This window comes from Methylobacillus pratensis (assembly GCF_054072455.1).
The window spans coordinates 146366-169395 of sequence record NZ_JBSUSR010000002.1; the positions used below are offsets into that span (position 1 = coordinate 146366).

Consider the following 23030-nt stretch of genomic DNA (forward strand, 5'->3'; position numbering starts at 1 on the left):
CATTAAATAGCACTTACTTTCAGCTTACTGCTATCAAGCTACCTTACGGCGGCGTGCTGCAAAACCTACCAAGCCAAGGCCTGCCAGCAACAAGGCATAAGTTTCTGGTTCCGGCACAGCAGCGATAGTCAGGTTAGTCTGGCCTGGGCTACCGATGTCGCCCACTGTGGAGCGCCAGGAACCTTCGGAGTCACCCACTTGTGACAATACCCAACCGTGTACGTTGTTTTCACCCAGCACGTCTACGCTGCCAGGAATGCCGCTGTTGTAACGGGCACGGATACCGCCAATGGTATTGTCGCCATAGGTCAGGCGGTCCACCAGGTTTTCATCGGCATCGTAGATATTGATTTCATCAGCGCGGCCCAGGTTAGGGTTCAGGTTGCCGATAATCTTGACGGAGTCGTCCAGGCCCCAGCGGGTACGGAACAAGTCAGCGCTGATTTCAGTCAGGATGACGGACTCGCCAGCCTTGACGATACCGAAATCGGACAGATCGAAAGTAAAGCTTTGACGGCTGTCGTCGTCGTAGCTCCAGTAAGTAAAGTCGACATCGGTTTGTCCAAGGTTGGTAATCTCGATGTACTCGCCCTTTTCATCCGCAACGCGGCTCTGGTAGTTCCACTCGGTGATATAGACGTTGTAGGCGTTAGCCGCGAAAGCAGGAACGGCGGTAAAAGCGCTGGCAGCGAGAACACCGGCAGCAATCAATTTATTGATGACATTCATGATTAACCTCTCTGATTTGAAAAATATTATTAAAAAAACAACAACACAGGCACTACAGAAGAATCTTTATGCAGCGCGGCGGCGTGCAGCGAAGCCAAGCAGGCCAAGACCGGCCAGCAGCAAGGCATAGGTTTCAGGCTCAGGCACGGCTGGGGTTGGCCGCAGGAATACAAACACGCGAGGCTGTTCATCCACGATATAGATATTGCCCAGCTCATCGATCGTCACGCCTTCAGCGGTACCGCTCAGACGACGGAGATCAATAGAGCTCAGCACTTCGCCGGTACGGGTCACTTCCAGCAGCAGGCGCGACTCCTGGCTGATGATCAGCAGGTTGTCGTCCAGGCCGGTGCCGAGGAATGAAGGCACGGTGCCCAGCACCTGCACATCGGAAAGATCCAGTACGCCAAGCAGGGAGGCATCGAACAGGATATTGTGGCTGCCTGTGCCGTCATTGAAGTTAATATCGGCCTGGTAAACGGCTTGTGGATTCTTTTCCTTCACCGCGATCAAGGTGTTATTGCGCGGATCCCAGCTCAAGCCTTCCAAGCCCTCGTTGTTGCTGTAGCTGCCGAAAGAGTAGGCAGGCGTTATCGAGGACAGGCTCAGTGCCGTGCCGGCCTCATAAGTGACTTGATACACGCTTTGTGTACGCTCTTCGCCCAGGGCGAACTGTCCGTTGCCGATGTAGGTCAAGGATTCGGCATCGAAACTGGAGCCAAAATTCAGCTTCATGGAACCGACAACCTCGCCGGTCTTGGTCACTTCGACGATGGCTTCAGCCTCATCGCCGACGACGAACAGGGTGCCGGTATCCCAGTTGTAGGTAATGGCCGAGGCTTCGCCTACCATGCCTATCTGGCCGGGTAGGTTGAATCGATATCCCAGGGTGTAGTCGGAAAGATTGAGAGATGGTTGGGCAAGCGCCAGGGTAGAAATGGAAAGCCCGGCGAGCAGTACCAAGGTACGCGCGATCATTTGAAATTCCCCTAAAAATGGTGATGCAAATATTGTTGATTGACGATAAAGCGGGAGGAATATTGCGGATGGCAAAAGACAGTAGGATGAAGGCATGCATAGTCCTGCGCCTAGTCTTGAAACAGGCGAGGGAAATGCTGCCTTAATGCAGAAAGAAAATAGGCCACATTGGCTTGCGCAATGCGGCTCGAACTAGCGGCTTAAGAAAAAACGACTAGTTGCTGATGTGCAGCTTCATGGCCTGATGCGGGATACCGGCGTCTATGTACTCCTCGCCGATGCCGTGGAATCCGGCCTGCTCATAAAAGGCGAGCGCGTGGGTTTGCGCGGAAACGTGGATATCGAACCAGCCGTTCTGCCGGCACAACTCGATGGCCTCCTGCAATAGCGCATGGCCGACGCCTTGCCTGCGCCAGCCCTGCAACACGGCCATACGGCCAATGCTGCCGTCGCTGAGGATGCGGGCACACCCGATCGACCTGCCATCCTCGGCGACGGCAAGCAGGTGCAGGGCGGTCTCGTCCAGGCCGTCCCACTCCAGTTCGGCCGGCACATGCTGCTCGTCAATGAAAACTTGCTGGCGAATCGCCGATATCTGCGCTTGATCGCTGATCCAGTCAGCCTGCCTTACATAAAAGCTCATGTCAGTGTTCTTTCTTTTCTTGTGAGGGAAATTCATGCCAGCCCAGCCATGCAGCCTTCACAAGTATTGCGGTGCATGGCGCTTACAGGCATCATCTATGCTCGCCTCGATTGATGAAATCGATATAAAAATTAACGTAGACACATGTTTGTGTACTTGGACGAGAAGGTAAGACGATGACGAAGTTTTTAGGTTTCCTTGGACGTATTCTATTGGCGCAAATTTTCCTGGTCGCCATCCTGTTCCAGCTGGCGATCATCTTTCAAAACCCCAGCGGTTACGAGCAATATCTGATGTACCTCGGCCACTTCGGCCTGCCGGGCGTTTTTGCACCCTTGATGATCCTGGTGCAGTTGATATTTGGCCTCAGCCTATTGCTGGGCTTCAAGACCAAACTGTCCGCCTATGTGCTGGCAGTCTATGCGATCTTCGTCGCCATCTTCCTCAAGCTGCCTGACCCTACGCCCGGCAGCGGCTTGATCGGCTTGATGCAGTACCTTGCACTGGCCGGTGGCTATATCACCCTGGCATTGCATACGCCGACGGCATACAGCCTGGACAACCTGCGCAAGACCTCCTGACCGCGCAACCCATGCACACAAAAAAGGGCGGTTTGACCGCCCTTTTTTTATTTTAAATCCTAGCTACTTCAAGCCTCGGCCAGGTTACGCGGTATCTTGAACACCACGTTCTCCACCACGCCGTTGAGCTCCTGCACCTCGGCAGCCCCCAGTTCCCTGAGCTTGTTGATCACTTCCTGCACCAATACCTCGGGGGCGGAAGCGCCCGCGGACACGCCTACGCGTTTCTTGCCGACGATCCAGGCAGGATCGAGGAAAGAGGCGTTATCGACCATATAGGATTCGATCCCCTGGTTCTGCGCCACCTCGCGCAAACGGTTGGAATTGGAGCTATTGGGCGAGCCTACCACGATCACGAGGTCGCAATCCCGCGCCATGACCTTGACCGCATCCTGGCGGTTCTGGGTCGCGTAGCAGATGGAATCGCTGCGCGGCGGGGTGATCTCGGGAAACTTGGCCTTGAGCGCGCTCACAATCGAGGCGGCATCGTCGATCGACAAGGTCGTCTGCGTCACATAGGCTAATTGCGCCGGGTCTTTCACCTCCAGCGTCTCCACGTCCTCCGGCGACTCCACTAGGTACATGCCGCCCTCGGACTGGCCCATGGTGCCCTCCACCTCGGGATGCCCCTTATGGCCGATCATGATGATTTCCTTGCCGGAAGCGCGCATCTTGGCCACCTCGATATGCACCTTGGTCACCAATGGGCAAGTGGCGTCGAATACCTGCAGGCCGCGGGCTTCCGCCTCGGCACGCACGTCCTTGGAAACCCCGTGCGCGCTGAAAATCACGGTATTGCCGGCAGGCACCTCATCCAGCTCCTCAACAAAGATCGCGCCTTTTTTCTTGAGGTCATCGACCACGAACTTGTTGTGCACCACTTCGTGGCGCACATAAATAGGCGCGCCGAACTTCTCCAGCGCCTGTTCGACAATAATGATCGCGCGGTCTACGCCTGCACAAAACCCGCGCGGGTTGGCTAATACAATATCCATAGTCTCTCTACAATGTCGCTCGTTGCAACGCTTGTCACTGGCCCAGCCAGTGGGCAAACGTCAGCAGCAGCAATAATCCGATCAGCAATACCAGCACGCGCCAGACGAGGCCCACCGCGCTACGCAGATAGTCCGCATCGGCGGCATCGCCCAAGCCGATTTCAGGGCGGAACACCAAAATGCCGTTCATCGGCAACGGCTCGCCGATCTTCACGCCCAATGCGCCTGCGCCGCTCGCGAGGATCATGCCCATCGCCTTGTCCGACCAGGTCTCCGCCTGGGAGCGCCAGCAATAGATCGCATCCTCGAAATCCCCTACAATTGCAAAGCTGCCCGCGGTCACGAATGCGGGCGGCCAGTTCAGCCAGCGGAACACCTTGCGCGCCCAGTCATTGAACGGCGTCACTTCATGCGGCTGCCATTCCATGGTAACGATATGGGATAGCCGGTAGAACAACGCGCCAGCCGGACCCAGGATGACAAACCAGAAAATCGGCGCAAACAGGCCGTAATGCGAACGCGACAAGACCGTCTCCACGCTCACCTGCGCCACTTGCGTTAGCGTGAAGCTGTCACTGTCGATTTTCTCCCACTGCCCCAGCAAGAGGCGGGCCTCGTCGATATTGCCAGTGCGCAATGCGGCAATGATTTCCTCCGCACGCGGGCCGAACTGGCTCAAGCGCAAGGTGAAATAAAGCAGCGCCACGCCGAATACGATGCCGAGAATCGCATTCACCTGCAACAGCACGTAATAGACCGCGCCGACCAGCAGGCTGGGCAACAGCACGACCAATGCCCAGGCAGTAATGCCCTGCAGGCGGTTGCCGCCGTTGAAATTACGCTCGAGCAGCTGAACCAGCGGCGCAACGATCTCCTGCAACCAGTCCAGCTTGCGATGAGGCCGGTAATAAGTCAGCGCCAGCGCGCCAATCAGTGCAATGAAGTTCAAGGCGATTCTCCCGCATTGCGTTCCGTATTCTGTTCCACTTCCTCGACAGGCTCCAACGGCATTTCGACACTCAGCACGCTATCGTCCACGATCTCCACTGTGGGCAGGTTCAAGGTCGTATCCTTGGCTTTGACGAAATCCAGCACTTTGGAATACGTCTTGCCGTAAGCAAGCAAGGGATGTGCCTTGATGCTCGCGACAAACACCTTGCGCACAGGCACGGTATCCACCTGGATCGGTGCGGCCGGCTTGGCGTCGGCGTCAATGATGAACCCTGCGCGCGCATGCAGTTCCTTGTACGGCGTGGTGCGCGGGTCGCTGAAGATCAGGGTGATTTCCGGGCCGGGCTTTATGTTCTGCTCCACCAGCTCGTGCAACACCTCTTCCTGCTTGCTGGAAAGCTTGGAATACGGCCCTTCTGCCTCCAGGTAGGCGTAACGGTAATTGCCGCGCTCGGCAATCTCGACATCGGCAGATGAAAACAGGCCCCACCACCACAACACCAAGGTTACAGGAATCAGGAATACCAGCAGGAAATAAGGTAATTGTTTTTTCACGGTCTTGGCTTACCATCAGACAATTGTCCGCAACGCGCCTTGCGGGCCTGAACAACAGGCTGAGGCTACTGTTATTGTTACTGGCAAACGATACCACAGACACGGCTTGTCTTCATCATAACTTTCAATCCTCCGCAGGCAAGCCGGATTGCCTGCATGAGAGGCTGTTGCCGATCTTTTCGCTAGAGGCGCAAGCGGCAAATCGTCGCCGGGCAATGCGCATCAAATCCCAGTATAATGGCGGCTTTTGCGTTTAATGCCGCCAGAGCCACGATGAAAAACACCGCAACCCTACTTGTGACATGTCCCGACCGCAAGGGCATCGTCGCATCGATTGCCGATTTTCTTTATCGCCACGATGCCAACATCCTGCATGCGGACCAGCATCAGGATGCCGAGAACAGCCTGTTCCTGATGCGCGTCGAATTCGACCTGGACGGCGCAAAAGTCAACCTCGACAACTTCAACGAGCATTTTTCGCCGATAGCCGACCAGTTCAGCATGGATTGGGAACTCAAGGGCTCCCAGCGCCGCGCGCGCATGGCGATCATGGTCTCGCAATATGACCACTGCCTGGTCGACCTGCTGCACCGCCACCAGAGCGGCGAGCTGGATTGCGACATCCCGCTCATCATCAGCAACCATCGCGATACTGAAAACCTCGCCAAGTTCTACGGCATTCCTTTCTTCCATATCGAAGTCTCCAAGGAAAACAAGGCCGAGGCAGAAGCGCGGCAATTCACCTTATTCGACGAATACCAGGTCGACCTCATCGTACTGGCGCGCTACATGCAGATTCTCTCGCCGGATTTCGTCAAGCGCTACCCGCATCGCGTCATCAACATCCACCATTCATTCCTTCCAGCGTTCATCGGCGCCCGCCCCTACCACCGCGCTTTCGAGCGCGGGGTCAAGCTAATCGGCGCCACCAGCCACTATGTCACGGAAGTCCTGGACGAAGGCCCCATCATCGAGCAGGATATCGCCCGCATTTCCCACCGCGACCAGGTCGAAGACCTGATCCAGAAAGGCCGCGACCTTGAGCGCGTCGTATTATCCCGTGCGGTGCGCTGGCACATCGAAAACCGCATCCTGCTCTACGCGAACAAAACCGTGATCTTCGATTGAGCGGACAAGCCGCCGAGAAGCCGACAACAGTGACGGAATGTCGACATTCCGCCGCTGGATTTTGATCGTCCGCCATCCCGCCTCAGCGTCGCCTTCAAGATGCCCCCATAGTCCGATAGGACTAAAAACCCTATAAAAACAATGACATTTATCTAGTACATCATTAGACTAGCCCGCGGCTCATCACATTGGCGCAATAAATGCTCTGTGATGAGTTGCTGCCAATCGCGTGAGCCAACGGAAGTCCGGTGCGGTTCACAATGATTGACATTCAAGCAATGGGTTTTGAGCTAGATTGAAACAACAGGTAGGGAAAAATCCCGCCTGGTTATCTATAAAAATCACTAAGGGTTGAACGTGTTAAACAACCGCAAACACTTCATGTTTAAATGTACATGGCCTATGTTAGTGGTGACAGCAGCCTGGGCTGCCGAACCGCAAGGGGAAATCACCAACGCACCCGCCAGCGCGTTGCAGACTGCATCGAGCGCCGCCCATGCGGCGGTTGAGGCAGCCAATGCAGCTGCCGCAGCCGCGACGGCCGCAGCCAGCGCCGCTACTGCAGCGGCCAATGCCGCAAGCGAAGCGGTGAAGGCGACCGAGCTGGGCCTGAAACAGCCCCAGCTGGTGGTCGCGCCGACAACGCCCGAGCAGCTGGCCGCGCCTCCCGCAGCGCCTGCGCCCGTAGGCAACGCAGTTCAACCACAGCAGGCAGCCCAAACCCGTGTCGCGCCGATTGGCTTGCAATCGCTCAACCTGGACCTGCCGACCCAGGCCCAATCCGTGGCCGCGGTCGATGAACTGCACTTGTCGCGCCTGTTCGGCATCAGCACCATCCCCGTGGCGGTTGCCAATGAGATCCACAATGAATACCTAAGCAGCGAATACGCGGAGCAAGTCCACTCTGCGCAATTGCCGGCTAGCGTCACCGACACCATGGATCTTCGTTCGGCCACCGATGCCGCCGTGGATTTCAGCCGCGACGTGCATATCGCCGACGAGCGCGTGAACCAGGCCGAAGCGCAATCAAAGCAGGCACGCGGCCTGCTGCTGCCCAATCTTTCCGTGCGCTACGGCAAGGGACGCGAGATATCGTCGCCCTCCTCCGCCATCGACGCACGCACCGGCTCCCGCATGGAGGAGTCGCACCATACCCGTACCGACCGCGTGATCACCTTGCGCCAGCCGTTAATGGACCTGCCCAGCATCTATGACTGGAAGCGCCGCCAGGCCGTCATCAACTCGCGCGAGGAAAGCCGCCGCGGCAGCCAGGGCGATGCCTGGCTTTCCACCGTCAACGCCTACCTCGGCCTGACCACCAGCCGGCTGATTGCCGACTTGTCGCTGGGTTACGAGAATCAGCTCAACGAGCTGTTCACCTACGTGGACAAGCGTGCCACCGCGGGCGCTTCCAGCGATGCCGACCGCGAACGCGTGCGTGCGCGCAGCCTATCCGCCCGTTCGGCACGGACCCAGCAGGAAGCCGCCCACTCGGCCGCCAGTATTGAATTCCTGCGCCTGACCAACGTCGCGCCGCAAAACATCCGCCTGCCTGAGCGCGAGGACATGGGCGTCATCCCGCCCACGGCTGCCGACGCCATCAAGATCGCGATGAACAACAGCCCCGATATCGCCTCGATACGCGAAGAGTTGCGTGCTTCCCAGATCGACCAGAACGTCGCACGCTCCCGTTATGCCCCGCGCCTGGACTTGGAGCTTTCCAGGTGGACCACCGACAACGCCGGCGGCCCCGTGGGCGAACAGGACGACAAACGATTCATGGTGGTATTGAACTGGAACCTGCTCAACGGCGGCAGCGATTACTACATGACCAAGGAAAAACTATCGCGCATCGAGGAAGTGCGTTACCGCCTCGACGACCTGCAGCGCCGGATCAGCCAGGCCATGATCTCGCAATACGCCATCCTCGAATCCTCCCGCGAGCAACTGGTGGCGGGCTATCGTGAACTGAACGCCATCACGTCGGCAGCCAACGCCATGTCGGAGAAGATGTTTGCGGGCAACCAATCCCTGCTGGACCTGCTGGATGTCTACGACCGCCAATACCAGGCGCGTACCCGCCTGGTGACGCTGCATGCGCAGGAAATTGACGCCCTGTCGCAAATCAACCGCCTGCTCGGCCAATCGCAGCCCATGACCGTGGTCGCCGCCAACAAGACGCCTGGCTTCGGCCCGGCCACTAATAGCACGGACGATGCCGTGACAATGCCGCTGAACCCGCTGGAAGAAGGCACGGCCACACCGCTGCCCAAGGAATAGTGAGAGAACGCCATGCAGATTGATAACGAACAGGAAGACTCAGGCATTTTCTGGCCCGGCTACGTCGATGCCGTCAGCAACCTGGTGCTGAACCTGCTGTTTGTCGTGGTGATCCTCACCATTGCCGTGTTCATCTTCGCCATGGAACTGGGACGCCGCCATATCAGCGCCGAAACACCGGTAGCCCCTCCGACCGAGGAACAGCAATTGGTCTCCCAGCTGACGCCTTCCGATATGGAGGCAGTGGAATCCACCTCGCATCAATCCGATGACGATGCCGCCCGCCTGCGATTGCAGGTCGATGCATTGCAAAAGCAACTCGCCGCGCTCAAAGGCAAGGACGATGAGGCACGCCGCCTCAAGCAGGAACTGGCCGCATTGCAGCATGAAAAATCTGCCGGCCGCGACAGCCCGCGCCGCGTGGTTTCCGCCACCATCCGAGCCGAAGAGCCCGACATGACTATCACCGGCTCCCAGGGCGGCCTGGTCGTCGACTTTGTCGATGATGCCATCACTATCTCCACCAACGAGGCCGATGAATTGCGCGGCCCATTGCAAGCCATCGTGGAGAGCGGCGGCGCGACCCTGGAGGTCAACGTGCCCCCGGGCTTTACTGAAGCGCGGCGCCTTGCATTCTATCGCGCAATGGCGGTACGCAACCTGTTGATCGAAATGAAGCTGCCCGCAGACCGGATCCGCGTTTCCATCGTAGATGGCAACGCCAGGTCGGACAGCTCGCTGGTATCGGTCGTACCGGCTGGCAATAAGCCTTCAGCAGATCGCTGAACTGCATGAGCTGGCTACGCAAACAATGGAATGCCATGACACCTTCCCGGGCCTTTGTCCTGGTCAGTGTCCTCGCAGTCATGGCGCTAGTCGCCTGGGCAGCCCTGGCACGGGTTGACCTGATCGTGCGCACGGTAGGGCGCGTGGTGCCGGCAGGCAAGGCGCAGATCGTGCAGCACCTCGAAGGCGGGATTGTCAGGACCATCCTGGTACAGGAAGGCGAAGTCGTCAAGGCAGGCCAGCCATTGATCGAGCTTTCCGACATCAAGGCACGCTCCGACCTGGGCCAGGAGCGCACCAAGCGCGATGCCCTGAGAGGCCGCGAGGCGCGGTTGCTGGCAGAAGCACGCGGCAAGAGCAGCATCGAGTTCCCTGCCGACCTGCATGACGCAGAAGTGAAGCAAGTGGAAGCCGCAGCGCTGCAGGCGCGGGTTTCCAGCGTGAATGAAGAATCCCGCGTATTGCGCGACCAAAGCGCCCAGCGCCGCGGTGAGATTGCCGAGATCGAGACCCGGCGCAGGAACCTGGTTTCGGAGATAGAGCTGGCGCGCCAGCAGCACAGGCTGATCGAAGGCCTGAACAAGAACGGCGCAGCTTCGAAGATGGAGTTGCTGGATGCGGAAAGCCGCTTGCAACGCATGGAGTCGCAACTGCGCGAAGCAGAAGCGGCGTTGCCCCGCCTGAAGGCGGCGCAAGCGGAAATCGAGTCCAAGATAGGCGAACTTTGGGCGCGCTTCCGTGCGGATGCCACGGCCCAATTGACTGATGTGCGGGCAGAGCTGCAAAGGTCCACGCTGGAATTCGAGACCAATGTGGATCGCCTGGACCGCAACATCGTACGCGCGCCGATGGCAGGATTCGTCAACCGCATGATGCTGTCGACGGTGGGCGGTGTGATCAGGCCGGGAGAGCCGTTGCTGGAGATCACCCCGGAAGACGAGCACATCGTGGTGGAAACACGATCCAGGCCGGACGACCGCGCCAACCTGCGCAACGGCTTGCCGGCGCGGGTGCGCATCGGCGCATTTGACTATGCCACTTACGGCGCCTTGCCCGGCAAGGTCACCGAAGTGAGCGCGGACACGCTGTTCGACGAGCGTGAAGGGTATTACTACCGGGTGAGGGTAGATGTAGGGAGCATCAGCGAAATCAAGCTGGCAAAAACCGCCGGCCCGATTTCGCCGGGGATGTCAGTGACGGCGGATATTGTCGTGGGGAAGCGCACCGTGCTTTCCTACCTGCTGTCGCCGATGATGCGTTTTGGGGATCGCGTATTCCGCGATCCGAGATAAAGATTATTTGTTAAAGGTAAGTTCCACATGCTGAAGCGACTAAGAATTTATTACTTTTACGCGGCTTTGCCATTTGTGCTGCTTTTGCTCGGGGCTGCCGTTTATCATGAGGCCATCCTCAAGACGCTGGTCGAGAATCCGCACCCGCAGATCAATTACGCCATCTTCTTTATCACCATCCTCGGCGGCATCCTGATCCTGTTCAATGTGCGCCGCCTGCTAAAGGAAGCAAGCAAGCTGGAGGATTATACCGACGCCGTGCAATCCGGCGAGAGCCCAGCCCAATTGCAGGATAGGGCACAGGCTTACGATGGCGACATCGCATACGTGCTGCGCATGATGGCCACCTCCAGCGGGCGCGGCATCGCCCACCAGGAACAGGTCGCCATTGATGCGGAACTCAACAGTGCCGGCCGCCGCCTGACCAACCGCAACGCCTTGCCGCAGTTCCTCACCAGCCTGCTGGTCGGCCTGGGCCTGCTGGGTACGTTCATCGGCTTGCTGGCGACCCTGGACGACATTGCGGTGCTGATTTCCAGCTTCGCCACCATCAACGTCGGCGTGGACAGTCCGGTCGAAGTCTTCCGCGACATGGTATCGCGCATGCGCGCCCCGATGCGTTCCATGGGCATCGCCTTCTCGGCCTCCCTGTTCGGCCTGCTCGGTTCCATCGTGTTGGGCTTCATGATGGTGGCCGTGCGCCGCTGTACCCAGGAAGTCCTCTCCATCCTCGGCTCCGAAGTGGCCCAGCACATCGAACAAGCGATTGCACGCCTTGCCAACAACGGCCAAGGTGGCAATGTCGCCACCACTACAGATGGCGAAACAGTGGTCATCGAGTCCGGTACTGCCGGCAGCACGGGCTATCTTGCCAACATGGACCCTGCGGAACTCAAGTTCCGCCGCGAAGTGGCCACCGAGGAAATCCGCGTGCTGCGCCGCATCGAGGAACGCCTGAGTGAGTCTTCACGCCTGCAGGACCGTGCCTTGCAAGCCGAGCTGGACAACTTCAACAAGCAACGCAGCGAGATGATGCGCGCAATGGCGGACCACAACGAGTCGGTATCGCAATTCCGCGGCGAATTGCAACGCGTGGGCCGCCAACTCGGCACAATCTTGAGCATGATGGAGCGCGGCAACGCCGATATGCTCTCCCAGCTCAACGACCATTTCTCCGAATTGATCCAGACCACTGCGCGGCAGGGAACCGATCTCTCTCGCATGAGCGACATGATGACGCGTATGACGGACGACTCGATGGAGCTACGCACCAACATCACCAACATGATGGACAGATTCTCGCCTGCCGAACAACGCGCCGTGCTGGCGAGCCTGCTGGAAGAGGCAGGCAAGCAACGCCGTTGATGACGACGGCCCTGCCTTAAGCTTTGAGTGTCCCGGCAATAGCCGGGCAGCAAATTAAAGAAGGAGAACTACCATGGCAATTACCCAACCCGCAGTCACCGAACAGCGTAACGGTCCGAGCACCAAGCAGAACCACGTGACCAATGTCACGCGCGTACATGCGGATGCAGACGGCATCATCCGCCTGACGGAAAGCCATGGTGCCCTCAAATCGGTAGACGTTGCCGACGTCGACCTGGTACTGGGGTTTGCCGATGGAAGCTACATCATCATCCCCAACGGCGCGCTTGACGCCCTGGAGGTCGACGCCCCCAAGGTCGAGTTCGACGGCGACAAATTCAACACCAGCCTGACCGAGCTGTTCCAGCAGGTCGGCACCGTCGACGCCGCTGATGCCGGCAACCTGCGCATCATCAGCGAGAACATCGATACCCGCCTGACCGAGCTGCAGCCTGACGAGATCGACTACGCCTCGCTGTTCATGGCGCTGAACAACCATGCATCGGCACCTACAGCGCCTGCTGCCCCATTGCCACAAGCGCCCACCTTGCCTCAAGCTGCGCAAGTACAGCGCGGCAGCATCAACGGCCGCGGCAACAACAGCGGCGAAATGATAGATGCCATTGTGCCCCCACGGATAGACCAGCCATCGACCTATCGCCTGGGTAACCGTGTAGAACAGGGTGAATCCGCTCCCCCGCCTCTAAACCCCGAATACAACGGTTTGCCAGTATTGAGTGGCAGACTGTTTGTCAGCTCGGAATTCAAGACCGGAGACAATCTGGCAGGCATCAACGGTACAGAAAATAATCCCATAGGCTCCCGTCCCGACCTGACCGGCCTCGACCAGGATCAGCAAAAGACTGTCCTGGACAATGCATCAACGCCGGCAAACCAAGCCACTAGGCAAATCATTAAAGGCGGCACAGGAGATGACGTCATTGACCTGAATGGCGACTTTGCTACAGAAACACAATGGAATAAAACCTTTTTCCTGAATACCAATGGCATTGATAACGTTGATGAAATCACGATTACATTAACCGGGGATAAGCCTGCTGGATTCGATCTGTTGCTTAATGGGCAATCACTAGCTTCGGGGACAGATACATGGACTATCCCAGCTTCTGCCTTGCAAGGTGCTAGTGGCTGGGATATCGAGATTGTGTACGACTTAACTCCAGATGGCACACCAGTTGATATAAAGGACTTTGTACTACGTGCTGAAGTGTTAGGCGACATTCAATCCGTTGGACTCAAGTTTTCAGAAAACTTTTACTTCCGCTATAAGGATGCTACCAGTCCAGACGACTTCAACGTGAGCGTGGATGGAAAATCCTGGCTGGTATTGCCCGCCAACGGCATTGGCTATGACATAGAGACAGGCAATGGCAACAACCTCGTCAATGCCGGAGCAGGCAACGACAAGATTACAGGTGGCGCCGGGAATGACACCATCAATGGCGGTGCCGGCAATGACACCATCGACAGCGGTGGCGGTGACAATATCCTGAATGGCGGTTCGGGCAACGACCGAATCATCAGCCGCGATGGTAGCAATACGATTGATGGCGGAACCGGCACCGACACGGTGGAATATGCAACAAGCCACTCCGTTTATGTTGACCTGCGCAATGGAGAGACCCGCGATTTAACCAATAACAATCTAAAAGACACACTTGCTAACATAGAAAATATTATTGGTTCAGGAGGAGACGATCTTCTGATCGGTGATCAAAATGCAAATCGCATCGAAGGCGGTGCAGGTAACGATACGATTGAAGGCATTGCCAACACAGGCGCCACTGGAGACACGCTGATTGGTGGTACGGGGACCAATACGGTGAGTTACGAGCATGCTGCAACTTCTGGCACAGTAAAAGTTGATCTATCTGCCGGTACTGGGAAAGTTGGAACTGCGCCTACTGACACATTAAGTGGGTTTACGCACATCATCGGCTCAGCAACCGCCGATAATGAATTAATCGGTAACGCCAGTGACAATGAAATTGTTGGCGGGACAGGCGACGATACGCTAGAGGGCGGCGCTGGTGCAGACATTTTGGATGGAGGCGGCGGAAACAACAACACTGCACGATACACCGATGGTGGAGGTGTAAAAGTATCCTTGACTGATGAAGTATTGGTTGGCGGCAGCAATTATTATCAAGGCAACGCCACGGGCCATGCAACAGGCGATGAGCTCATCAACATTCAAAACCTGCAGGCAACCACAGGGAACAACTTGCTAATCGGCGACCTGCATAACAATAGGCTTACCGGTGGCTCTGGAAATGACACGCTGGTAGCTGGCGGAGGCAATAATGTGCTTAATGGCGGCGGCGGCAATAACTGGGTTGATTATTCTTATGTAGCCGGCAACGGAAACATAAGGCTGGACTCCGGTACTGCCAATATTACTGATGTCAAATATGCCGGTAATGATACATTGAGCTCTATTCAGAATGTCATTGGCACTCAAGGTGATGACATCATCCATGGCAACACTGCAAATAATACAATTCGTGGCGGCAATGGCAATGACACCATCATTGTGTCAGGATCTGGTCAGGGTGGTAACGACATCGTTGAAGGAGGTCAAGGCAATGACACCATCACTGCATCAGTAGATGAGGCGCTTGGCGGCGGCAGTTCATATAGCAAGCGATTCACGTTGATTGATGGTGGAGCCGGTGATACAGACACTCTTGTCCTCCAAGGGCTCACTACTGACACATTCAACTTCTCGACTTTCCGTACAGGCGGCGCTACCGCAGCAGGTCGCGCCGAGGTGAAAAATATTGACGTCATCGATGTGCGTGAAGGGGTTTCTACAACCTTCTCCATCGATGCATTGACTGTCAACAAAATCACAGGCGGAACAAATGATTTGACTATAAAAGCCGACAATAGCGATGCAATCACTATTGTCGGAGCACACGATACAGTTTCGGGTGGAACTGGAGAAACAATTTACTATCTATATGCCGATGCTAGCGATCTAGGGAACACGGCCAATGCTATTGCAACCGTCCATTGGCAAGCTGCCTGATGGCAAACGGCCAGAATACTTCTGCGCTTTCCAGCCTATGGAGCCTACTCCGCACCCAATGGCTTGAAGTCGGCCTCTCCAGCTTATTGATCAACAGCGGTCAGATACTGCTGCCGCTGTTCTCCATGCTGGTGTACGACAAGATTGTCAGCAACGGCGTATTCGAGACGTTATGGGCGCTGGTGATCGGCATGCTGATCTTCATCGCGCTGGACGTGGGCATGCGCGTGACCCGCAACTGGACGGTGGAGCGGGTTGCGGCGGATATGGCGCGCAAGACGGATGAAGGGCTGTGGCACAAGCTGCTCGCGGACCGCGACATGCCGGCGGGCGGCGTCGCGACGTTCCTGGCGCATTACCGTGACCTGACCAATGCGCTCAACTTTGTTTCTTCCACCTATCTGCTAGCGATTGCCGACCTGCCGTTCTACCTGCTCTACATGCTGGTGATCGGCTTCATTGCCTGGCCCATCATGATCCTGGTCGGCGTGCTGACCTTGGTTTACGCCGGCATCGGTTACCTCGTGCAACGCCAGACTCTGCGCCTCAACCGCGATGCCGAGCAGACCTCCACCCAGCGCATGGCCTATATCGGCGAAGTGTTGCAAGGGATGGAGGTGGTGCGCACCGTTCCGGGCGTCACAGGGTTGCTGCAGGGCTGGCGCACGCAATCCGAAAAGGTCAGCGACCTGGAAGCGGCGCGCAGGCTTTCCGCCAGCCATAGCAACACGCTTTCCGCCGGCATGATGACGTTTACCACCGTCGCCGTATTGACGCTTGGCGCCTACCTGATCGAGGCGCGCATGCTGTCCGTGGGTGGCCTCATCGCCTGCTCATTGTTGGCTGCGCGCGCCATGATGCTGGTCACGTCGCTGTACTTGGTGTTGGGCAAATGGGAAGACTTCGCCCGCTCCGCCAAACGCATGGATGCCTTGCTGGAATCCGGCAAGGCCGCGCATGGGGTCAGCCATGACATTGAACAATCCGCCCCGCATGCTTCATTCAAGGTCAGCAAGCCGGAGGCGAGGGGCGACATCACATTGCTGCGTTTAAGCAAGCGCTATCCCGACCGCCCTGCTGCGCTGGACAACGTCACGCTCAATATCGCCGCAGGCGAGAAAATCGGCCTCCTGGGACGTCCGGGCGCAGGCAAGAGCACCTTGCTCAAGCTGATCGCCGGCCTGAGCATTGCAGATGAAGGCGAAGTGTTGATCGACGGCTACGAACTGCATGCCATCTCTCCCACAGACCGTGCGCGCTGGCTGGCTTACAAGCCGCAGGAGCCCGTGCTGTTTGCAGGCACGCTGGAAGCCAACTTGCTATTGGCAGGCAGCAAACCGAACAGCGAACGCATGGAAAGCGCGCTATGGGCCTCAGGCCTGGAGGAAGAACTCAAGCAAGGCCGCCTCACCCTCACCATGGCGATTGCCGACCGCGGCAGCAACCTTTCCGGCGGACAACGTCAAAAGGTTGCCCTGGCGCGTGCTTTCGCCCAGAGCAGCAACATCCTGCTGCTCGATGAACCCAGCCTGGGGCTTGATCCGGAAGGCGAACAGCTTCTGGCGCAACGCCTGCCGCAGGTAGTGGGCAACGGCAACCTGATCATGATCAGCCACAGTGCCGCCATGATGACGGCGGTTCAGCGCATCATTGCCCTGGATGGCGGCAAGGTCGCGGCCGACGGGCCGAAAGAGAAACTGCTGCGTTCCGCTTGATCAATCAAACGGCAATAAAAAAGCCAGCGATTGCTGGCTTTTTTATTTTGGGTGTTTCCTACTTTTGCAATGCCCGCTGGATTTTCTGGTCGGTTTTATATTCGCTCAGCGCATACACGGACCAGATCGCCGCTGGAAGCCAGCCGATGATAGTGATTTGCAGGATCAGGCAAATGATGCCTGCAATCGGACGGCCAATCGTGAAAAACTGCAACCAAGGCAGGAAAATGGCAAGAATCAGGCGCATTTCAATCTCCTCTTTGTCTTTTAAACTTGTTGCAACAGTTTAGCCCAGAATCTTTTCCAGGGCGAACAGTTGCGCGATGGTCTCGCGCTCGCGAATCAGGTGCACCTTGTCGCCATCCACCATGATTTCAGCAGCGCGGGGGCGGGTATTGTAGTTGGAGCTCATGCTCATGCCGTAGGCACCGGCGGACAACACCGCAAGCAGGTCGCCTTGCTGCAATGCCAGCTTGCGGTCATGGCCGAGGAAATCGCCGCTTTCGCAAACCGGGCCTACAATCTCGTAAACCCGGGCAGCAACTTGATCCGCTGCAGGCTCAACTGCTGCGATCTCATGATAGGCATCGTAGAGCGCCGGGCGCATGAGGTCGTTCATGGCGGCATCCACAATGGCAAAGTTCTTGGCTTCGGTATGCTTGAGGTATTCCACCTTGGTAATCAGCGCGCCGGCGTTCCCCACCAGCGCACGCCCAGGCTCGAACACCAGCTTGACCTTGCGGTCGCCCAGCTTTTGCAGCATGGCGGCCGCGTACGCTGCAAAGTCAGGCGGCGTCTCGTCGGCATAGCATATGCCGATACCGCCGCCGAGATCGATATGCTCAATCCTGATGCCTTCGGCTTCCAGCTGATCCACCAGCGCCAATACCCGGTCGAACGCATCGAGGAACGGCGACAGCTCGGTCAATTGCGAGCCGATATGGCAATCCACGCCATGCACGGCAATATTGGGCAAGCTGGCTGCATGCTTGTACAGGCTGAAGGCATCCTCATACGCGACCCCGAACTTGTTGTTCTTGAGCCCGGTGGAAATGTAAGGATGCGTCTTGGCGTCCACGTTCGGGTTGACGCGCAATGAAACCGGCGCCGTCTTACCCAAGCGGCCAGCAACGTCATTGAGCCGGTCCAGCTCGCTGGCAGATTCCACATTGAAGCAGAAAATGCCTGCATCCAATGCGGCCTGCATTTCCACTTCGGTCTTGCCCACGCCGGAGAACACCACCTTCGCAGGGTCTCCACCTGCAGCCAGCACCCGCGCCAGTTCGCCGCCGGAGACAATGTCAAAGCCGGCGCCCAGGCGGGCGAACAGGTTGAGCACCGCGAGGCTGGGGTTGGACTTCACCGCGAAGCAGACAAGATGGGCCGTGCCTGCAAACCCCGCTGCAAAACGGGTATAGGCGCTCTCCAGGGCGGCACGGGAATAGACGTAGCTCGGCGTGCCGAACTCTGCTGCAACACGGGTCAACGGTACGTTTTCGGCATGCAGGATGCCATTCTTCAACTGAAATGGATTCACGGACAACTCATCGGGAAGGTTGTTGTTGCGGCTGCGGTTCCTGCGGGTACTGCTTTTCCGGGATATAAAGGTCGCCCTTGGTGCCGCATGCGGCCAAGGTCAGGCTTGCAATCAGGATCAGGAAGCAGAGGCGCATCATATTTGGATTCAAAGAGCTTATTTTAACACAAGGCCATCGCGGCTTCGGCAATGCCGTCAGGGCACTTCCGCGTAGCGCATGCGCGCTTCGATGATGCCCGCCTTGCGGATCAGGCCACGCGCTTCACGATGCTTGTCGTAATAGCGCGGATTCGGGATCATCGCCGCCAACTTGGCGGCCTGGGCGGCGCTCAGGCTGGCGGCGCTGGTCTTGTAGTAATGCCGCGCAGCAGCCTCGGCGCCGAACACGCCATTGCCCCACTCGATCACATTGAGGTAAATCTCGAAAATCCTGCGCTTGCTCATCATGCGCTCGAGCATCCAGGTGATCACGGCCTCTTCCAGCTTGCGCCAGGGCGTGCGCCCGGTGGAAAGGAACAGGTTCTTGGCAAGTTGCTGGCTGATGGTGGACCCGCCCGCGACGATCTTGCCTTTTTGCCAGTTCTTTTCATACGCCTTCTGGATACCGTCCCAATCAAACCCCTCATGGCCGACGAACTTGGCGTCCTCGGACGCAATCACCGCACGCTTGAGGTTGCGGGAAATCTTCTGATACTCCACCCACTGATGCTTGAGGGTCGCATCGGGGTTGTCTTGTCGCAACGTCGCCAAACTGGTGCGCATGAAAGCGCTGCTTGAGGGGTTATGCTCTACCCACCAGAGGATATGCATGAATATCCAAAGCTGGTACAGCACCACCAGCACCAGGGCGAGCAGCAACCCGCGCCACAACAACCGCCTGATCATGATGCCCGCAATGCGGCAATCACGGATGAGGTATCCGGCCGCACCTGGCGCCAGATATAAAAAGCTTCTGCCGCCTGCTCCACCAGCATGCCCAGCCCATCGGCAATTTTATGTACGTCCTCTTCACGGGCATACTGCATGAAAGGCGTTTCGCGCCCATACATCATGTCGTACGCCAAGGCATCAGCGGCAAACAATCCTGTCGGCAAAGGCAGCCGCTCGTTGCTCAAGCCGCTAGAGGTGGCGTTGATCACGACGTCGAACGCCTTGCCGACCAAGGCATCGAAACTGCATGCTTCCAGCACGGCATCAATAGGCCTGACACGCGCTGCCATCGCCTCGGCCTTTTCCACGCTGCGGTTGGCAATGCACAGCAATGCCGGATATGTATGCAGCAACGGCCCCAATACGCCTTCAGCGGCGCCTCCTGCTCCCAGCAGCAGCACGCGCTTGCCTGCCAGGGAAAACTCAAGGTTTTGCAGGATGTCGCGCACTAGGCCGATTCCATCCGTATTGTCACCATGGATGCCGCCATCCTTGAAGCTCAGCGTATTCACCGCGCCGGCATCACGCGCTCGTTCGCTTAATTCGGTTGCCAATGAATAGGCCTCGAACTTGAACGGGACGGTGACATTGGCCCCGCCATATCCTTGGGCCTGCAAGCCAGCCACAGTGGCAGCAAACCCGTCCAAGGGCGCCTTCACCTTGCTGTATTCGATCTGCTGTCCCGTCTGCTGCGCGAATGCGGCATGAATCAAGGGCGACTTACTGTGCTCCACCGGGTGGCCGATCACGGCATAACGATCCATGCAAATCCTCAGGCGTTGGTCCAAGGCAGGCCGGCAGCCTTCCAGCCATTGATCCTGCCGCGTTGCTTGGTGTCTGGCGTGGACTCGCCTTCAAAACCTTCGAGCACGTTGTAGGCCTCGGCATATCCGGCCTGAGCGGCCACGACGGCCGCATTGTGGGAACGCCCGCCTGTACGGCAGAGGAACATCACCAATGCCTCGTGGTCGACCTGCTTGTCCAATTGGGACAGAAAATCCGGGTTAGCCACCATGCCGGGATAAAACGCCCATTCGATGTGCGTCGCATTGGGCACGCGACCCACCAATTCAAGCTCCGCTTTGGTGCGCACATCCACCAGCTTGGCCGACGGAGCTAGCTCCAGGACTTTCTGCGCCTCCTGTGGCGTCAATGCTCCGGCATAGGGAAGCCCGTGCTGCTCGGCACGCTGTTTTGCATTCTGCAAAATGGCACTCAACGTTTCCATTGTTCTCTCCTTTTCCCTCTCAGAAATGCGGAGTATAGCGTTAAATTTTGCCACATCTCCCAATGCACAAGTATGGTGCACAAAACCGAGTGAACGCAATATTTTGGTGCACACATAGCGTTTCTCTTTTATAACCTTATGTGTGAAAATGGGAATTTGCGCGAATTCAATGGCACAGTTCCTGCTTCACCTTAGTGTCAAAGCATAGTGCTTAATTAACTTCTTAATCCAAAAAGAGCTAGGAGAATCAAATGGCGGTGGCCGACGTATTAAAGCTTGTGAAGGAAAACGACATCAAGTTTGTCGATTTTCGCTTTACTGACACCAAGGGCAAGGAACAGCACGTGACCGTGCCGATTTCCGCATTCGACGAAGACAAGTTCACTGAAGGCCACGCTTTCGACGGGTCTTCCATTGCAGGCTGGAAGGGCATCCAGGCATCCGACATGCTGCTGATCCCAGACCCAGAGACTGCCAACATCGACCCTTTCATGGACGAGCCCACCCTGTTCCTCACCTGTGACGTCGTGGACCCCACCGACGGCAAGGGTTATGACCGTTGCCCGCGCAGCATTGCCAAGCGCGCCGAAGCCTACCTGAAGTCCAGCGGCATCGGTGATTCGGCCTTCTTCGGCCCAGAGCCAGAATTCTTCATTTTCGACTCCATCAACTGGTCCGTGGACATGAGCGGCAGCTCCGTCAAGATCAACTCCGAAGAGGCCGCATGGGCTTCCAACGAGAAGTTCGAAGGCGGCAATACCGGCCACCGTCCAGGCGTCAAGGGCGGCTATTTCCCTGTGCCTCCCATCGACTCCCTGCACGATATCCGCTCCGCCATGGTAGTAGCCCTGGAAGAGCTGGGTGTGCCTGTCGAAGTTCACCACCACGAAGTCGCGACTGCCGGCCAATGTGAGATCGGCACCAAGTTCAGCACCCTGGTTCAACGCGCCGACTGGACCCAGATCCTCAAGTACGTCGTATTGAATACGGCGCATGCATACGGCAAGACAGCCACCTTCATGCCCAAGCCTATCTTCGGTGACAACGGTTCCGGCATGCACGTGCACCAATCCGTATGGAAGGATGGCAAGAACCTGTTCGCAGGTAACGGCTACGCCGGCCTGAGCGAATTCGCGCTCTACTATATCGGCGGCATCATCAAGCACGCTCGCGCTTTGAACGCTATCACCAACCCAGGCACCAACTCCTACAAGCGCCTGGTACCTGGCTTCGAAGCCCCTGTGAAGCTGGCTTATTCCGCGAAGAACCGCTCCGCGTCCATCCGCGTTCCTTTCGTGCAATCCGACAAAGCGCGCCGTATCGAGGCACGCTTCCCTGACCCAACCGCCAACCCATACCTGGCATTCAGTGCCTTGCTGATGGCCGGCCTGGACGGCGTGCAGAACAAGATCCACCCCGGCGAGCCTGCCACCAAGGATCTCTACCACTTGCCACCAGAAGAAGATGCAGCGATCCCAACTGTCGCCTCTTCCCTGGAGCAAGCGCTGGAAGCCCTGGACAAGGATCGCGAGTTCCTGACCCGCGGCGGCGTGTTCTCCGACGACTGGATCAATGCCTACATCGACCTGAAGATGGAAGAAGTGACCAAGCTGCGTCAAACTCCGCATCCGATCGAGTTCAGCTTGTACTACAGCGTTTAATCAGCGCATTGCATAACAAAAGCGGGGAAACCCGCTTTTTTTATGCCTAGAATCCGCCTCGGCGGCAATTGCCTGCACCAGACTTCTGCTCTACACTGAATCTCATGAAAAGAATTCGCCTGTCCCTTTTTACTTGGCTTGCATATGCAGTCACTTGTGGCAGCGCCCATGCCGAAATCTATAAAAGCGTCGATGAGAACGGCCATGTCACCTACTCCAACGTCCCCAGCAAAGGGGCCATCAAGCTGGAGATAGACCCGCCGCCCCCAGCTGCGACACCAGCTCCCAAATCCAAGCCTCAGGCGACGCCCAGCAACTTCCCGCGCGTCGACAGCCAAACGCAGAAAAAGCGTGACGATCAACGCAAGAAGATCCTGCTGGAGGAGCTGGAAGCAGAAAAAGCGGCTTTGGAAGAAGCCAAGAAAGCCTATGCCGAAGGCGAGTCCAAACCTGAGGTATACCGTGGCGCCAACGGAAAAACTTATCGCAACGTCGCAAAATTTGAGGAAAAAATGCAGCGATTGCAGGCCGACGTCGATGCACATGAACGTAATGTGCAGCTTTTGCAAAAAGAGCTGGAAGCTTTTAAATAAAAGGCTTCGGCTCAGTTAAAGCAATTGGCCT

Annotated in this window: 22 protein-coding genes; 10 read left to right on the forward strand and 12 right to left on the reverse strand. The window is 57.2% G+C overall.

What is annotated here, in order from left to right; all coding sequences use genetic code 11:
* Positions 1-33 precede the first annotated feature (33 nt).
* The 3 genes from ACW4YW_RS05320 to ACW4YW_RS05330 all read right to left on the reverse strand — a co-directional run bounded on the left by ACW4YW_RS05320 (position 34) and on the right by ACW4YW_RS05330 (position 2350).
* The gene (locus tag ACW4YW_RS05320) at positions 34-729 is read right to left on the reverse strand and encodes an FxDxF family PEP-CTERM protein (RefSeq protein ID WP_457136615.1); all 696 of its coding nucleotides are present in this window, start codon (positions 727-729) and stop codon (positions 34-36) included.
* Positions 730-795: 66 nt separating this feature from the next.
* Positions 796-1803: an SdiA-regulated domain-containing protein gene (locus ACW4YW_RS05325; protein ID WP_457136616.1), complete on the reverse strand. Its 1008-nt coding sequence runs from the start codon at positions 1801-1803 to the stop codon at positions 796-798.
* Between the two features lie 118 nt (positions 1804-1921).
* Positions 1922-2350: a GNAT family N-acetyltransferase gene (locus ACW4YW_RS05330; protein WP_457136617.1), complete on the reverse strand. Its 429-nt coding sequence runs from the start codon at positions 2348-2350 to the stop codon at positions 1922-1924.
* Positions 2351-2526: 176 nt separating this feature from the next.
* Between ACW4YW_RS05330 and ACW4YW_RS05335 the strand changes: the two genes are divergently transcribed.
* Positions 2527-2931 carry a DoxX family protein gene (locus tag ACW4YW_RS05335; protein ID WP_457136618.1) on the forward strand — a complete coding sequence of 135 codons (405 nt, stop codon included), beginning with the start codon at positions 2527-2529 and terminating at the stop codon, positions 2929-2931.
* A 68-nt stretch (positions 2932-2999) separates the two neighbouring features.
* Here the strand turns inward: ACW4YW_RS05335 and ispH are convergent, their stop codons facing one another.
* From ispH to ACW4YW_RS05350, 3 genes are read right to left on the reverse strand one after another with little or no spacing between them, the layout of a single operon-like run.
* Positions 3000-3926, reverse strand: coding sequence for a 4-hydroxy-3-methylbut-2-enyl diphosphate reductase (gene ispH, locus ACW4YW_RS05340; RefSeq protein ID WP_457136619.1), 927 nt, complete (start codon positions 3924-3926; stop codon positions 3000-3002).
* 34 nt (positions 3927-3960) lie between these two features.
* Entirely contained in the window at positions 3961-4875 is a 915-nt protein-coding gene (locus ACW4YW_RS05345) for a CobD/CbiB family protein (RefSeq protein WP_457136620.1), read from the reverse strand.
* Entirely contained in the window at positions 4872-5432 is a 561-nt protein-coding gene (locus ACW4YW_RS05350; protein WP_457136621.1) for a GyrI-like domain-containing protein, read from the reverse strand. Before ACW4YW_RS05350 ends, ACW4YW_RS05345 begins: the two co-directional genes overlap by 4 nt.
* 273 nt (positions 5433-5705) lie before the next feature.
* On the opposite strand from ACW4YW_RS05350, the gene purU reads away from it, so the two are divergent.
* The 7 genes from purU to ACW4YW_RS05385 all read left to right on the forward strand — a co-directional run bounded on the left by purU (position 5706) and on the right by ACW4YW_RS05385 (position 17050).
* Positions 5706-6560: a formyltetrahydrofolate deformylase gene (gene purU / locus ACW4YW_RS05355; RefSeq protein ID WP_457136622.1), complete on the forward strand. Its 855-nt coding sequence runs from the start codon at positions 5706-5708 to the stop codon at positions 6558-6560.
* A 402-nt stretch (positions 6561-6962) separates the two neighbouring features.
* Positions 6963-8840, forward strand: coding sequence for a TolC family protein (locus ACW4YW_RS05360; protein ID WP_457136623.1), 1878 nt, complete (start codon positions 6963-6965; stop codon positions 8838-8840).
* A 12-nt stretch (positions 8841-8852) separates the two neighbouring features.
* Entirely contained in the window at positions 8853-9626 is a 774-nt protein-coding gene (locus ACW4YW_RS05365) for a hypothetical protein (protein WP_457136624.1), read from the forward strand.
* 35 nt (positions 9627-9661) lie between these two features.
* A complete protein-coding gene (locus ACW4YW_RS05370; RefSeq protein WP_457136625.1) occupies positions 9662-10918 on the forward strand; it encodes an HlyD family type I secretion periplasmic adaptor subunit in 1257 nt (418 codons plus the stop codon).
* A 27-nt stretch (positions 10919-10945) separates the two neighbouring features.
* A complete protein-coding gene (locus tag ACW4YW_RS05375) occupies positions 10946-12283 on the forward strand; it encodes a hypothetical protein (RefSeq protein WP_457136626.1) in 1338 nt (445 codons plus the stop codon).
* Positions 12284-12356: 73 nt separating this feature from the next.
* Positions 12357-15335 (forward strand): beta strand repeat-containing protein, encoded by a 2979-nt coding sequence (locus ACW4YW_RS05380; RefSeq protein WP_457136627.1) that lies wholly within the window; start codon positions 12357-12359, stop codon positions 15333-15335.
* Positions 15335-17050 (forward strand): peptidase domain-containing ABC transporter, encoded by a 1716-nt coding sequence (locus ACW4YW_RS05385; protein WP_457136628.1) that lies wholly within the window; start codon positions 15335-15337, stop codon positions 17048-17050. Before ACW4YW_RS05380 ends, ACW4YW_RS05385 begins: the two co-directional genes overlap by 1 nt.
* A gap of 58 nt (positions 17051-17108) precedes the next feature.
* On the opposite strand, the gene ACW4YW_RS05390 is transcribed toward ACW4YW_RS05385, so the two are convergent.
* Genes ACW4YW_RS05390 through ACW4YW_RS05415 form a run of 6 tightly spaced genes read right to left on the reverse strand, consistent with a single transcriptional unit; the run spans position 17109 to position 20745 of the window.
* Positions 17109-17297: a YqaE/Pmp3 family membrane protein gene (locus ACW4YW_RS05390; RefSeq protein ID WP_230348638.1), complete on the reverse strand. Its 189-nt coding sequence runs from the start codon at positions 17295-17297 to the stop codon at positions 17109-17111.
* A gap of 39 nt (positions 17298-17336) precedes the next feature.
* A complete protein-coding gene (gene lysA, locus ACW4YW_RS05395) occupies positions 17337-18587 on the reverse strand; it encodes a diaminopimelate decarboxylase (protein ID WP_457136629.1) in 1251 nt (416 codons plus the stop codon).
* Positions 18588-18594: 7 nt separating this feature from the next.
* A complete protein-coding gene (gene lptM, locus ACW4YW_RS05400) occupies positions 18595-18726 on the reverse strand; it encodes an LPS translocon maturation chaperone LptM (protein ID WP_457136630.1) in 132 nt (43 codons plus the stop codon).
* Between the two features lie 56 nt (positions 18727-18782).
* Positions 18783-19472, reverse strand: coding sequence for a monofunctional biosynthetic peptidoglycan transglycosylase (gene mtgA, locus ACW4YW_RS05405; RefSeq protein ID WP_457136631.1), 690 nt, complete (start codon positions 19470-19472; stop codon positions 18783-18785).
* Complete coding sequence (aroE, locus tag ACW4YW_RS05410; protein ID WP_457136632.1) at positions 19469-20281, reverse strand: shikimate dehydrogenase; 813 nt, start codon at positions 20279-20281, stop codon at positions 19469-19471. Before aroE ends, mtgA begins: the two co-directional genes overlap by 4 nt.
* An 8-nt stretch (positions 20282-20289) precedes the next feature.
* Positions 20290-20745 carry a rhodanese-like domain-containing protein gene (locus ACW4YW_RS05415; protein WP_457136633.1) on the reverse strand — a complete coding sequence of 152 codons (456 nt, stop codon included), beginning with the start codon at positions 20743-20745 and terminating at the stop codon, positions 20290-20292.
* A gap of 251 nt (positions 20746-20996) precedes the next feature.
* Here ACW4YW_RS05415 and glnA point away from each other — a divergent pair, with 251 nt between their 5' ends.
* Positions 20997-22406 (forward strand): type I glutamate--ammonia ligase, encoded by a 1410-nt coding sequence (gene glnA, locus ACW4YW_RS05420; protein WP_457136634.1) that lies wholly within the window; start codon positions 20997-20999, stop codon positions 22404-22406.
* Between the two features lie 104 nt (positions 22407-22510).
* Positions 22511-22999, forward strand: a complete 489-nt coding sequence (locus ACW4YW_RS05425; protein WP_457136635.1) for a DUF4124 domain-containing protein — start codon at positions 22511-22513, stop codon at positions 22997-22999.
* The last annotated feature ends 31 nt before the right edge of the window (positions 23000-23030 follow it).